The sequence below is a fragment of the Paenibacillus sp. MMS18-CY102 genome, from assembly GCF_009789195.1.
Classification (GTDB): Bacteria; Bacillota; Bacilli; order Paenibacillales; family Paenibacillaceae; genus Paenibacillus_T.
Map to the genome: position 1 here is coordinate 119389 of NZ_WSTC01000015.1, position 12098 is coordinate 131486.

At 51.8% G+C, this 12098-nt stretch carries 14 protein-coding genes; 4 read left to right on the forward strand and 10 right to left on the reverse strand.

All coding sequences use genetic code 11. From position 1 onward, the window contains the following. Positions 1 to 227: 227 nt before the first annotated feature. Both ilvN and ilvB read right to left on the reverse strand, forming a co-directional pair. Positions 228 to 713 carry an acetolactate synthase small subunit gene (ilvN, locus tag GON22_RS13130; RefSeq protein WP_160396550.1) on the reverse strand — a complete coding sequence of 162 codons (486 nt, stop codon included), beginning with the start codon at positions 711 to 713 and terminating at the stop codon, positions 228 to 230. After that, positions 710 to 2458 (reverse strand): biosynthetic-type acetolactate synthase large subunit, encoded by a 1749-nt coding sequence (ilvB, locus tag GON22_RS13135; RefSeq protein WP_160396551.1) that lies wholly within the window; start codon positions 2456 to 2458, stop codon positions 710 to 712. Before ilvB ends, ilvN begins: the two co-directional genes overlap by 4 nt. A 504-nt stretch (positions 2459 to 2962) precedes the next feature. On the opposite strand from ilvB, the gene GON22_RS13140 reads away from it, so the two are divergent. After that, complete coding sequence (locus tag GON22_RS13140) at positions 2963 to 3451, forward strand: GNAT family N-acetyltransferase (RefSeq protein WP_160396552.1); 489 nt, start codon at positions 2963 to 2965, stop codon at positions 3449 to 3451. A gap of 16 nt (positions 3452 to 3467) precedes the next feature. On the opposite strand, the gene GON22_RS13145 is transcribed toward GON22_RS13140, so the two are convergent. The 6 genes from GON22_RS13145 to GON22_RS13170 form a co-directional block, all read right to left on the reverse strand. Further along, positions 3468 to 3863, reverse strand: a complete 396-nt coding sequence (locus tag GON22_RS13145; protein WP_160396553.1) for a hypothetical protein — start codon at positions 3861 to 3863, stop codon at positions 3468 to 3470. A gap of 137 nt (positions 3864 to 4000) precedes the next feature. Next, positions 4001 to 4360: a 50S ribosomal protein L20 gene (gene rplT / locus GON22_RS13150; protein WP_160396554.1), complete on the reverse strand. Its 360-nt coding sequence runs from the start codon at positions 4358 to 4360 to the stop codon at positions 4001 to 4003. Between the two features lie 64 nt (positions 4361 to 4424). Then, on the reverse strand, positions 4425 to 4625 hold the full coding sequence (gene rpmI, locus GON22_RS13155) for a 50S ribosomal protein L35 (protein ID WP_006037299.1): 201 nt from the start codon (positions 4623 to 4625) through the stop codon (positions 4425 to 4427). A 23-nt stretch (positions 4626 to 4648) separates the two neighbouring features. Beyond that, complete coding sequence (infC, locus tag GON22_RS13160) at positions 4649 to 5146, reverse strand: translation initiation factor IF-3 (protein ID WP_160396584.1); 498 nt, start codon at positions 5144 to 5146, stop codon at positions 4649 to 4651. Positions 5147 to 5440: 294 nt separating this feature from the next. Continuing rightward, positions 5441 to 6682, reverse strand: coding sequence for a glycosyltransferase family 2 protein (locus GON22_RS13165; RefSeq protein ID WP_160396555.1), 1242 nt, complete (start codon positions 6680 to 6682; stop codon positions 5441 to 5443). 362 nt (positions 6683 to 7044) lie between these two features. Further along, the gene (locus GON22_RS13170; protein WP_160396556.1) at positions 7045 to 8226 is read right to left on the reverse strand and encodes a glycosyltransferase family 4 protein; all 1182 of its coding nucleotides are present in this window, start codon (positions 8224 to 8226) and stop codon (positions 7045 to 7047) included. Between the two features lie 268 nt (positions 8227 to 8494). On the opposite strand from GON22_RS13170, the gene GON22_RS13175 reads away from it, so the two are divergent. Beyond that, positions 8495 to 9052, forward strand: a complete 558-nt coding sequence (locus GON22_RS13175) for a phosphatase PAP2 family protein (RefSeq protein ID WP_160396557.1) — start codon at positions 8495 to 8497, stop codon at positions 9050 to 9052. Positions 9053 to 9058: 6 nt separating this feature from the next. On the opposite strand, the gene trmB is transcribed toward GON22_RS13175, so the two are convergent. Further along, positions 9059 to 9835 carry a tRNA (guanosine(46)-N7)-methyltransferase TrmB gene (trmB, locus tag GON22_RS13180; protein ID WP_160396558.1) on the reverse strand — a complete coding sequence of 259 codons (777 nt, stop codon included), beginning with the start codon at positions 9833 to 9835 and terminating at the stop codon, positions 9059 to 9061. A gap of 161 nt (positions 9836 to 9996) precedes the next feature. Further along, positions 9997 to 10209, reverse strand: coding sequence for a hypothetical protein (locus tag GON22_RS13185; RefSeq protein ID WP_160396559.1), 213 nt, complete (start codon positions 10207 to 10209; stop codon positions 9997 to 9999). A 283-nt stretch (positions 10210 to 10492) separates the two neighbouring features. Here GON22_RS13185 and GON22_RS13190 point away from each other — a divergent pair, with 283 nt between their 5' ends. Next, positions 10493 to 11455, forward strand: a complete 963-nt coding sequence (locus GON22_RS13190) for a TIGR01212 family radical SAM protein (protein WP_160396560.1) — start codon at positions 10493 to 10495, stop codon at positions 11453 to 11455. Positions 11456 to 11460: 5 nt separating this feature from the next. Then, complete coding sequence (locus GON22_RS13195; RefSeq protein WP_160396561.1) at positions 11461 to 12051, forward strand: class I SAM-dependent methyltransferase; 591 nt, start codon at positions 11461 to 11463, stop codon at positions 12049 to 12051. The last annotated feature ends 47 nt before the right edge of the window (positions 12052 to 12098 follow it).

A 12098-nucleotide genomic window follows, 5' to 3' on the forward strand; every position in this document is an offset into this window, starting at 1 on the left:
GGAGAAGCGGCGAAGGCGTGGACGAACCTGCGCCCCGTCGTGTTCCCTGCTTAAACACCCGCCCAATGAAAGGGTGTTGTTGAATGATAGGCTCATATGCGGCTTGTCCGCCATCTGAGCAGCTTGAATGAATGCAGCTTGCACATGCCATTATCCATCATACATGATCTGAGCGTCGAAAGATAATGGGTTTCCTTATGCAATAAGATAAGTTGGCCCGTACGATACTATTTCGCGTTGCCGCGAATCATAGCCGTGACACCTGTACGGGACAGCTCGCGAATGCCGTAAGGCTTGAGAAGCTCGACCATTGCATCGATTTTCTCCGTATCGCCTACAACTTGCACGATCATGGTCGATGGACCGATATCCACAATAGCTGCACGGAACGTCTCGACGACGCCGAGCACCTCCGGCCGAGCCGCGGGCTCCGCGCCCACCTTGATGAGCGCGAGCTCGCGGGCAACCATCGGGCTGCCGCTGACATCGACAACTTTGATTACGTCGATCAGCTTATAAAGCTGCTTCGTAATTTGCTCCAGCGTGTTATCGTCACCTGACGTTACGATAACCATGCGGGACAAGCCTGGCTCTTCACTTGAGCCTACCGTAATGCTCTCAATATTAAAGCCGCGGCGGCCGAACAGGCCAGATACGCGCTGAAGTACGCCGGGCTGATCATTTACGAGGACTGCTACCGTATGTTTCTTCATTCCGTTTCCCCCAAGATCATTTCGTCGATCGTGTTTCCTTGCGTAACCATTGGATACACGTTTTCTCCTTTGCGGACGACGAATTCAACGACCGCAGGACCAGGATGGGCAAGCGCCGCTTCCCATGCTGCACGCGCTTCTTCCTTGTTCGTAGCACGGAAACCTTTTACGCCATAAGCGTCTGCAAGCTTAACGAAGTCTGGGCTTCCTGCCAGATCGATATGGCTATAACGGTTGTCATAGATGATTTCTTGCCACTGGCGAACCATGCCCAGCACTTGGTTGTTAATGATCGCAACCTTAACAGGGATGTTGTTAATCGCGCAGATTGCAAGCTCTTGCGCACACATCTGCATGCCGCCGTCACCGTTGATGGAAACGACTGTGCGATCCGGATTCGCCATCTGGGCGCCAATGGCCGAAGGGAAACCGAAGCCCATCGTGCCAAGGCCGCCGGATGTTACGAACGAGCGCGGCTTATTGAATTTGTAATATTGCGCAGCCCACATTTGGTGTTGGCCTACGTCCGTCGTGACGATTGCATCGCCATTAGTCGTCTCGTGAAGAAGCTCAACGACCCATTGCGGCTTCAGCTCGACATCCGAATCCACATACGACAGTGGATTTTCAGCCTTCATCTTCGTAATCAGTGCGCGCCAAGCGTCCGCTTTCGTCGCTGGTTTAGCATCTTGGTTCGCCAATTCGAGCACGGTTTTAATATCGCCAACGATTGGAATGTCTGTAGCAACGTTCTTGCCAATCTCTGCTGGATCGATATCAATATGGACGATCTTCGCGTTCGGCGCAAAGCCGTCCAGCTTCATCGTAACGCGGTCATCGAAGCGCGCGCCGATATTGATAAGAAGATCCGAACCTTGAATCGCTTTATTCGACGCGTAAGCGCCGTGCATGCCTGGCATGCCTACCCACAGGTCGTTGCCGCTTGGGAAGCCGCCAAGGCCTAGAAGTGTAGTCGTTACTGGAATATTCGTTTTCGTTGCGAATGCCAGCAGCTCCTCATGGGCGCCGGAATATACAACGCCGCCGCCTGCAAGAATGAGCGGGCGCTCTGCTTCTTCAATCGCTTTAAGCATCTTGTCAACTTGCTGCTTCTTAGGCGATACCGTTGGGTTATAGCCGCGAAGCGCTACTTCGCCAACTGCTGGCTTAAACAATGTTTTGTGCGCCGATACGTCCTTCGGAATATCGATGAGAACCGGGCCTTTACGGCCGGAATTCGCGATATGGAACGCTTCATGAATGACGCGTGGCAGATCCTCTACGTTACGTACAAGGTAGCTGTGCTTCGTGATCGGCATCGTAATGCCTGTGATGTCCGCTTCTTGGAACGCATCTGTACCAATTGCCGAAGTCGCAACGTTGCCTGTAATGACAACGAGCGGAACAGAATCCATATACGCCGTTGCGATGCCTGTTACCAAGTTTGTAGCGCCTGGACCAGATGTTGCGATACAGACGCCAACCTTGCCGCTAGCACGCGCGTAGCCGTCTGCAGCATGGATTGCCCCTTGCTCATGGCGGGTCAGAATATGATTGAAATCATCAAATCCGTGCATCGCATCGTAGATATACAATACGGCACCGCCCGGATAGCCGAATACGCATTCGACACCCTCCAGCACTAGACTGCGAAGCAATATTTCCGAACCGGAAATGACCTCCGGTTTGCTCATTTTCTCGATAAGCTCTTGTTTTGAACGAAGCGTTGTCCCTTGCGTCGCCATCCTTCATCTCTCCTTTCATTCAACCAACAAACAACAAAAAAGCCTTTCGCCTCCGTTGCTTCCAATTAAGCAACGGGACGAAAGGCATATCTTCCGTGGTACCACCCAGATTTGTTACGCATCTCGCAATGCATAACCTCGACAGGTAAGAACAGCGCGAACGCCAAACATTCCTACCATGAGCACAGTAACGTGTGCCAAGCGATTCTCCCTAATGCGCGAATTGTATTCGCTTTTCAAGAGAATGGCTCCGAGGTGAGCTCGTCGAAAAGGGGTTTTGGCGATGGTTGCAGCAAATTCCATCCGCTCTCTGAGCAAAAGAGCCCTTAACACTTCGTCCTCATCATTGCCGATTACGTATTAGCTTAAACCCTATTATATGCCTGGTGATTACGTTCGTCAAGCCTAGTATGCAACAGGCACGGAAAAGTTATGTATCGATATAACCAGCCATTACGGCATCGCATACACTATTGCAACGAACGCGCAAGGAGGCTGCCGCCAGTGCCTATTCGCATAAGAAAAGCCCGACTAGATGATTCGCCTATTCTGGAGCTGATTCGCAAAGAAATTATCCCTTACTCCTACCTATACTCCTTGCATGACGCTCCTACGTCCGAGGAACTCCGCGCCCGGCTTGATATTGGCGCCACGCATGTCGCTGCATATTCAGTAACAAATGATACTTATGCATTCGTCCACTCCATCGCACAAGGCGAAACGTTATACGTTGATCTTCTGGCCGTGCATCCAACTTGCCGCAAACGCGGCACAGGGAAACGATTAATGGAGGCTGCAGAAGCCTATGGGCTAGCGCAAGGCTGTACAACGTCCCTGTTATATGTTGACCAAAGCAACGGCGCGGCACTTCGGTTTTATGAGAACCTCGGTTACCGCGCCACTCGATTCGTCGAACCGATTCGCTGCCATGAAATGAAAAAGCCTCTAGGCAGCCCATTGCTCACCCGGCGTTCTTCTAACCGCCGCCGCTAGCTACTGGCCGATTGGCTTAATAAAATCCGCCACTGCCTTTTGGTCCGTATGGCCCATATCCGCCACCGCCATATTGGTTGTACCCAGCGCCCCCATACGGGCCATATCCCGGTCCACCGCCATAGCCGCCGCCATAACCTGGTCCGCCGCCGTACGGCGGGCAACACTTGCCCCCGCCAAAGCCTCCTCCAAAGCCGCCGCCAGCAAACAAGCCGATTGCGAGCAAGTCAAACAATACGAGAGGCAGTATCGCTCTAGTGTGCACGTCGCCGCTTTTGCCAAACGGCTCCATATAAAGCTTATTATCATGGAAGCGTGTTAATTTGCCCAGTACGACTGAGCCATCCCGCCGAGTTGCATAGATGGATTTGCCGATCAGTTTCCTTACATCCTGTTCGGAAACATGCTGCATGCCAAATCCCTCCTTTCCCGTTGTCTTACAGACTATGCGATAGGATCTGAGCTGGCTTGTTTGTTTGTACCCCCATCATATATACACAGCAAAAAGCCTCGTCCCATATTAGGACGAGGCTTTAATATAACGCCATACTAAGCGTTAATTTTTTGTTTCGCTACACCTGCGAGCGAGTTGAACGCGCTAATATCGTTGACTGCGAGGTCAGCGAGGATTTTGCGGTTAACTTCGATGCCAGCAAGTTTCAAGCCGTACATGAATTTGTTGTAGGAAAGACCGTTCAGACGCGCTGCCGCGTTGATACGTACGATCCACAGTCTGCGGAAGTCGCGTTTAACTTGGCGACGGTCGCGGTATGCGTAGAGCAACGATTTCATTACTTGCTCTTTTGCTGTTTTAAACAGGCGATGTTTCGAACCGAAGTAACCTTTCGCAAGCTTCAAAATCCGTTTACGACGACGAGCGCGGACGAATCCGCCTTTAACTCTTGCCATGAGTGAAGACCTCCTGAGTGTTGTTTTAGTTTATGAATTGCATCGCGAGGCTCGCGATAATGGACTATTTCAGGTTAGCCAAACCTTGTTGCAGACGGCGAACGTCGCCAGCTGCCATGAGCGGTTGACCAGCCAAAACGCGTTTTTGACGGCCGGATTTGTGGGAAAGCAAGTGGTTTCTGTACGCTTTGAAGCGTTTCACTTTGCCCGTACCGGTAATTTTGAAGCGGTCTTTCAGACTGCTGTGCGTTTTCATCTTAGGCATTCGATTGTTCCTCCTTGATAATGTTAGCTAGTTATTTTGGGCGCCAAAATCATGATCATACTGCGGCCTTCCAGTTTAGGGACACGCTCCACGCTGCATAATTCGGCGACTTCTTTTGAGAGGCGATCAAGGATCCGTTGTCCGATCGCGGCATGCGCGATCTCACGTCCACGATAACGAACGGAGCACTTTACTTTGTCGCCTTCCTTCAAAAACTTCACGACATTGCGAAGTTTCGTCTGGTAGTCGTTTTCCTCGATATTCGAACGGAACCACACTTCCTTAAGATCAACGATCTTTTGGTTTTTGCGCGCTTCCTTCTCTTTCTTCTGCTGCTCGTAACGGAATTTGCCGTAGTCCATGATGCGGCATACCGGCGGCTTGGCTTGCGGTGCGACATTAACGAGATCCATGCTCAGATCAATTGCCATCTGAAGTGCTTCGCGAATCGGCTTAATGCCGATCTGTTCACCTTCTGCGCCTACAATACGTACCTCGCGAGCTCGAATTTCGTCATTAATTTGATGTTCTCTGCTAATAACGTGCCACCTCCATAAATTAGTTTCTCATGTATTCACCCAAATAAAAATGCGGGTCCATCAGGACCCGCATGCCATAACCATTCGTTAGTGCAACGCCATCTCCTAATGGATTGAGCGTGCAGCATATTCGATCGGTCGCATATAACCAGTTGGCTTAACTGCCAGGCAGGTGAGAAGCGGGTGCCTCTTCTTTCGCGATAAGTTTTAGTGTTACCGGATTACTATAGCATACCGGTATATCCGGCGTCAACACAAGGCTGCAAAACAATTGGATCAGCTAACCTGCTTGCTTTGTACCTCTTCAAGCCGGATAACACGCGTATGCTGCGTATGGCTCCATTGCTTATTGTTCTGTGTGAAGAACGCATAGAACGTAATCGGCCACCACGACAGAAGGAAGAACGGCAGTGTAAGAAGATGCGCATACATCCGCCAGTTACGGACATTCTCAGGGATAAGCGACAGCGGGAACATCACGACGGAAGCCACAATTGCTACGCCAACTACCCACCAAGGCAGGTACTCATAAATAGAGCCGAAGAGATTATCCGCAGGGATCAGGTTGTCGCCCCACAGCATCAGCGTCATCATGAATCCGATAAATGTGTTGTAAACGGAGACCGAATACAGCGCCGCATCAAATTTAACGAAGCTGCGCTCCTTGATGCTTGCCCACAGCAGCGGGAAGAAATAGTGGCGGGCAACGTTAAAGTGCCCTTGCATCCAGCGGAGGCGTTGGCGCGCAGAAGCGCGGAACGACACCGGCTTTTCATCATACACTTTGGCATCGTAATTCAACACTGGATGTACGCCGCGCTGAATGCAACGCATCGTGAACTCAAGATCCTCAACAAGGCTTGTTGCTCCCCATCCCATATCTTTGAGCAGCTTGGACTCGAAGCACATGCCTGTGCCGCCCAAGAAGTTGGCCATTTTCAAATTGCGGCGGGACAGCTGCCACAAACGGTTGCAATACCAATACGTAATGCCGTATGCCGCAGTTACCCACGAATCGTTCGGGTTCTTCGTGTCGAGATAGCCTTGAATAACTTGGTGGCCATCGCACAGGTCGTCATTCATCAGGTGAAGGAAATCGCTGTTGCACAAGTTGTCCGCATCGAACATGACCACTGCGTCGTATTGGCGCGGCATGCTCCAAAGCTCTTTGAGCATCCACTCAATCGCGTAACCTTTGCCCTTAAGGGTCGTGTTCTTGCGAACGCATGCATTCACGCCATAGCTGCGCGCGATATCAGCTGTTCCATCCGTGCAGTTGTCGCAAATGACAAAAATATCATATAACTCTTTTGGATAATCTAGATTTTGCAAATTCTCAATCAGCGCGCCTACGACTTGCTCCTCGTTATGCGCAGCGACGAGTACGGCGAATGACTTCTTCGGTTCATGGCGGCGGCTGCTCTTTTTCCGGTAAATCCCGAACAGCGCAAGCACGAACTGGTACACGCCAACAAACGCTAAGAACACTTGAAACGCCATCACTAAAACATTTAACATTTTTTATTTTGCCCCCTTGACCCCTTTTTTAATGTCTTCTCTCTCTGTTATTTGGTAACTGGCAGCATGATCATCGCAACTATATCCATCTACGGTCGCCGTCCGAAGACGTTCTATATATTTAGAAATTATTTTTTTGCGACCATAGTGAATTTTGCACCGTTCGGACAGCTTTGTCAAAAACGGTTTTAGCGCCCATATCGCCTTTTACGCTTGGAAAAACGCTTCCATGGCAACTGAACTTCCCTGTTGCCCCGAATTGCGCCTGCATCCCCCTTATTTTCATCCATTTGCGGCATTTTTAATGCTTACGTACTCCTTAACGAATGAATCGACAATTCGGTTCCGTTCGATTTGCCCCCTCATGTGACAAAACGGTGAACCGTCTTGCCCCCTTCTCCCGCTTCAGCTTCCCGAAATTGTGACAGCAGCCGATCGAATATGGCCTCCCATGACTGGCTCTGGGCATAAGCAATCCCGCGTTCTGCCAGAATAAGGCGCAGCTCCGGATTCCGGTACAACAGCCCTAGCGCGCTTGCGAATGCCTCGACATTGCCTGGCTCGCAAAGTAACCCATTCTCCCGATGCCTAACCGTGTCCGCCACTCCTCCTGCAGCAGCACATACGACGGGCGTGCCTGAAGCCATGGCCTCGAGGACGACATTGCCGAACGTTTCTGTCGAAGAAGGAAATAGGAAAATGTCAGCGGCCGCATATAACTCGCGCAGCACAGGCAGCTCTGTGAATCCGAGGAACGACACCGGCAATTGGTCCCGTTTGCAGCGCTCGGCCAGCTCAGCCGCGGAGGGGCCGTCTCCTGCAATAAGGAGAACTGCCTCTGGGCAGCTCGCTGCGCGAAACTGCTCGAATGCATCAATCGCTATGCCGATATCTTTCTCTGGCGCCAACCTTCCAACATAAAGCACGGCAAAACGATCCGGCTCGATGCCATGCGACGCCAACACTTCAGAGCGATTGGCCCCCGGATAATACTGGTCCTGCGCAATGCCTCTTGGCCATACCTGCAGCCGCTCCTCGCGCCATCCCCGCTGAACCAGATCAGAGCGAGTGGAGGGTGAGGGCACGAAGATCGAATGGCAGTCCTGATGAAACCATACCATGTACCTCCATAACATCTTTACCATCCACTGAAGATTGTAAAACGGCAAATAGCGGTCAAAATGCGTATGGTACGATGCTACCAATGGAATGTGCAGTTTTTTGGCATAGTGAATGCCGAACAGCCCCATATTGAATGGCGTAGCAACATGAATAAGCGTTGGCTTGAAATCAAGCAACGCGCGGCGAACCGGAAACGGATTGGGCAGTGCCCATCTGCATTCCGGGTATAGAAAGAATGGCAATGAAGCGAACCGCTGCACTTGAATGGACGATTGCCGCGGTGCGTGGCCGAGTGCAGGATCTGGCGCAAACACTTGAACCTCTACCCCTTGTTGCCGCAAATATTCCGTCCATCGGCCTAGCGTCCTGGCAACTCCGTTAACCTCTGGGTCATACGTATCGGTAAAAAGAGCCAAACGCATCGCAGATCGCCTCCGCTTCGGGCTTTATCGAATAAAATCGCACCTCAGCCTCATTGTACGCAGCCATTGCACTAACATTCGTTAAATATAAACAAGGACTGTTACCGCGGCATCAACGCCGCTTTAAAGGTTCATTAATATTCGTTTATCACCCCGTTGACATAGCGCGAACAATGCAATGCTACATTATCAGCAACACAAAAAACCGCTCCGCTGCTAGGCGGAACGGTAACGATTCGGGCGCTATGCCCCTAACGGAGGGATCTGGATGGAGCGCATGATGGGATGGCTTCGCACCCAAGACCGCCAATTGCTGTTGTTCGCCAACCGGCGATCGGCCAACCGTTGGATCCAAGCCTGCCTCGGCAGATGGCTCAGTACGGCAACGCATATGGGCGGGGCTACGTTTACACTCGCAACTGGATTGCTTATCGCGATATCCAGCAGCTCCAGCCTGTGGCGCGCTGCTGGCTGGCAGTGTTTAGTTGCCGTCGCGCTGAGCCATCTGCCGGTAGCAATCATGAAACGGCGCTTTCGCAGGCTTCGCCCTTATCAGAAGCTTCCTTTCATCCATGCTTGCCGAAGCCCGCTCAAGGACTCGTCCTTCCCATCGGGCCATACGACAGCCATCTTTGCTTGGCTTCTCCCCATAACGCTCGCAGAAGGCGCATCAGCCACCTATACTATCCCCGCAGCGCTGCTCGTCGGCTTGTCCGTGGCATGGTCACGCATGTACCTCGGGCTTCACTATCCATCTGACGTCATGGCCGGATTCCTGCTAGGAACAACAACGAGCGCAATCATCGTCTTGAACTGGCCGCTCTAGCATGCCCTAAGCTTCTGGCGCGCCTTGCTCATCCTCTTCGTCCGAGTCCGGGTTCGCAGCTTCAGCCGTTTCTGCAGATGCTGCATCACGCTTTGCCTGGCGCCAAGCTGCAATCGGTTCTTCGCCAATCAGCACCTCGATGCGATGGATGTTTTGCCCACGCTCGTAAAACTTCATCTCATACTCGGTTGGCACGAGATCATCGCGCAAGCCATCCTTGTGCAAATTAAGCGCAATATTGCGGGTTAAAAGCTCCATGTCCGCAAAGCTGTTAAGCGAGAACTCAAACAATGACTGGGAATCGGTCTTAAAATGAATTTCGCCACGTTCATTCAATGCTTCCATATATTTGCGAACGAACCGCGGATGCGTCAGCCGGCGGCGGGCATGTTTAGCCTTTGGCCACGGGTCGCTGAAGTTCAGATACACGCGTTCCAGTTCGCCTTTGTCGAATATATTTTCTATTCCTTCAATATTAGCGCGAAGCAGCGCTAAGTTCGGCGGGCTGTCTACGCCGCGCTCCGCCCAAATGTTGCGCGCTTTCTCAGCGCCGCGGCGAATAAGCTCATCGTACATGTCAACGCCGATATAGTTGATATTCGGATTACGGAAGCTCATCGTGCTAATAAACTGCCCTTTTCCCATCCCTAGCTCGACATAAATCGGCTGGTCATTGCCAAAAAACTCATGCCAGCGCCCTTTATAAGCAGTCCCATCTAATACAACAAGCTCAGGCTGGCTCTCTATGCTTTCAAGAATCCCTTTTCTACCGCGTAACCGCATCGTCTCTTCGTCCTCCAATTCAAAAACTAGAACTATTGTGCCTAAGATAAGCCGGAATGTAAAGGGGCGAATGCAAAAAGAAAGGACAGCCTGCACTCGATCGCGGGCTGTCGCTTGGGTTACCATCATATGGGCCGTAAGCGCTTGCTTACATGCGCCTATTAATTTAAGTAATCGTATGAAAGGGCGTCCCGGCTGCCGCCTGCCTCAATTTCATAGGTTTGTTCGAGCACTTCGTTCAGCTTCTTGCGAGCGGCCACTTCCAGAACATGATTGTTAGGGAAACGCGCCCCTGCCAACACCATCAGTTCCTTAACCGTCAACTCAACCTTCACTTTATCTTCGCCATGTGGAATCTTCAATCCCGTATTCATTGCGCATCACCTCATCGATTTTTTCAATATTATTACCAGAAAATCGACATTATATGTCATACGTTGCGATGGAAGAGAAAATGTGTTTTTCATTGATTTGTCGCACTTTTAATTTAACACATCATGTTAGGTATAGCAAGTGTTTTTCGAAAATCGGGCTAATTTATTTCCAGCATATTTTGCATTGCCTTCCTGCCTAATCATGGCGTTCCGGCCGGAATTTCGCTACAATAAACGGTAATGGGCAATACCGGAACAACGTGGTTCAAGAGAAGGAGCAATTATGACAATCGCAAGCAACGCCGTTACGCCAGAACAGCCGATGCTGTGGAACGACAAACGTTTCCATACATGGAATTATGAAATGCGGGAGCAATTCGGCGAGAAGGTCTTCAAGGTCACGCTCGACGCGGGCTTCACCTGCCCGAATCGGGATGGTTCGATCGCTAAAGGCGGCTGTACGTTTTGCAGTGCAAGGGGATCGGGCGATTTTGCCGGCAGCCGGCGCGACGATCTCGTTACGCAATTCAATACGATACGCGACCGCCAGCATCAGAAGTGGCCTAACGCCAAGTACATCGGATACTTTCAGGCCTATACGAACACCTATGCGCCGGTTGAAGAGCTGCGGGAATATTTTGAAACGATTCTTAAGCAGCCCGGCGTCGTCGGCTTATCGATAGCGACACGCCCGGATTGCTTGCCGGACGACGTCATTGACTACTTGGCCGAGCTGAATGAGCGGACATACTTGTGGCTCGAATTGGGGCTGCAGACAGTTCATGAATCGACTTCCGAGCTTATTAATCGTGCTCACGATACCGCCTGCTATGAAGATGCCGTTCGCCGGCTTCGCGCCCGCGGCATTCGGATCTGCACGCATATTATCTACGGCCTTCCGCAAGAGACGCATGAAATGATGATGGATACTTGCCGGGCAGTGGCCCGAATGGATGTGCAGGGCATCAAGATCCATCTGCTCCACCTGATGCGCAAAACGCCAATGGCCAAGCAGCATGAAGCCGGACTGCTCCGTTTTCTTGAAATGGACGAATATGTCAGCCTTATCGCCGACTCACTAGAGCTTCTGCCTCCGGAGATGGCCATACATCGCCTGACGGGCGACGCCCCGCGCGACTTGCTCATCGGCCCGATGTGGAGTTTAAATAAGTGGGCAGTACTAAATGCAATCGACGCCGAGCTAATCCGCCGCAATACATGGCAGGGCCGGCTCTGGAAGGGGTGACAGCGATGGGCTTTCTTTCCGTACTCAGTACAGCTCATCAGTGGATTCGAGAGCGCGTCTCGCCAGGAGAAGCAGTCATTGATGCGACTGCCGGCAACGGAGTCGATACCCGTTTTCTCGCAGAGCTCGTTGGTCCCCGAGGGACCGTTTATGCCTTCGATATTCAAGAGGCTGCGCTTCAAGCGACACGCAATCGTTTAGCGCCTCTTGAAGGCGAGGGGCGGCTGCCCGCCCTACAGCTCGTGTTGGACAGCCATGAACGAATGGCTGCACATGTGCTGCCCAAGCATGCAGGAGGGGTCGCTGCTGTTATGTTTAATCTTGGCTACTTGCCCGGCGCCGATCCTTCCGTTATTACAAAGCCAGATTCATCGATAGCTGCCTTATCAGAGGCGCTCGCCCTGCTGAAGCCGGGAGGCATTCTGACTTGCGTCCTCTACCCCGGGCATCCGGGCGGCGATGACGAGGCAGAGGCAGTCATGCAATGGTGTGCTGCACTGCCGGCGGCTGTCGGGCAAGCAGTTGTGTATCGAATGGTACAGAAGCCGGCTGCCCCTTATTTGATCGCAATCGAGCGCAGCCGCAAACGGCAATAATGCAGCGCTGTTGGCACCCCATTATAAGAGATTTCCGAGCATGCATA

Coding starts and splice junctions, on each gene's coding strand:
- ilvN (WP_160396550.1), bottom strand. CDS start 713: ATGAAGAAACATACGGTAGCAGTCCTCGTAAATGATCAGCCCGGCGTA.
- ilvB (WP_160396551.1), bottom strand. CDS start 2,458: ATGGCGACGCAAGGGACAACGCTTCGTTCAAAACAAGAGCTTATCGAG.
- GON22_RS13175 (WP_160396557.1), top strand. CDS start 8,495: ATGGAGCGCATGATGGGATGGCTTCGCACCCAAGACCGCCAATTGCTG.
- GON22_RS13190 (WP_160396560.1), top strand. CDS start 10,493: ATGACAATCGCAAGCAACGCCGTTACGCCAGAACAGCCGATGCTGTGG.
- rpmI (WP_006037299.1), bottom strand. CDS start 4,625: ATGCCTAAGATGAAAACGCACAGCAGTCTGAAAGACCGCTTCAAAATT.
- rplT (WP_160396554.1), bottom strand. CDS start 4,360: ATGGCAAGAGTTAAAGGCGGATTCGTCCGCGCTCGTCGTCGTAAACGG.
- GON22_RS13185 (WP_160396559.1), bottom strand. CDS start 10,209: ATGAATACGGGATTGAAGATTCCACATGGCGAAGATAAAGTGAAGGTT.
- GON22_RS13195 (WP_160396561.1), top strand. CDS start 11,461: ATGGGCTTTCTTTCCGTACTCAGTACAGCTCATCAGTGGATTCGAGAG.
- GON22_RS13145 (WP_160396553.1), bottom strand. CDS start 3,863: ATGCAGCATGTTTCCGAACAGGATGTAAGGAAACTGATCGGCAAATCC.
- GON22_RS13170 (WP_160396556.1), bottom strand. CDS start 8,226: ATGCGTTTGGCTCTTTTTACCGATACGTATGACCCAGAGGTTAACGGA.
- trmB (WP_160396558.1), bottom strand. CDS start 9,835: ATGCGGTTACGCGGTAGAAAAGGGATTCTTGAAAGCATAGAGAGCCAG.
- GON22_RS13165 (WP_160396555.1), bottom strand. CDS start 6,682: ATGTTAAATGTTTTAGTGATGGCGTTTCAAGTGTTCTTAGCGTTTGTT.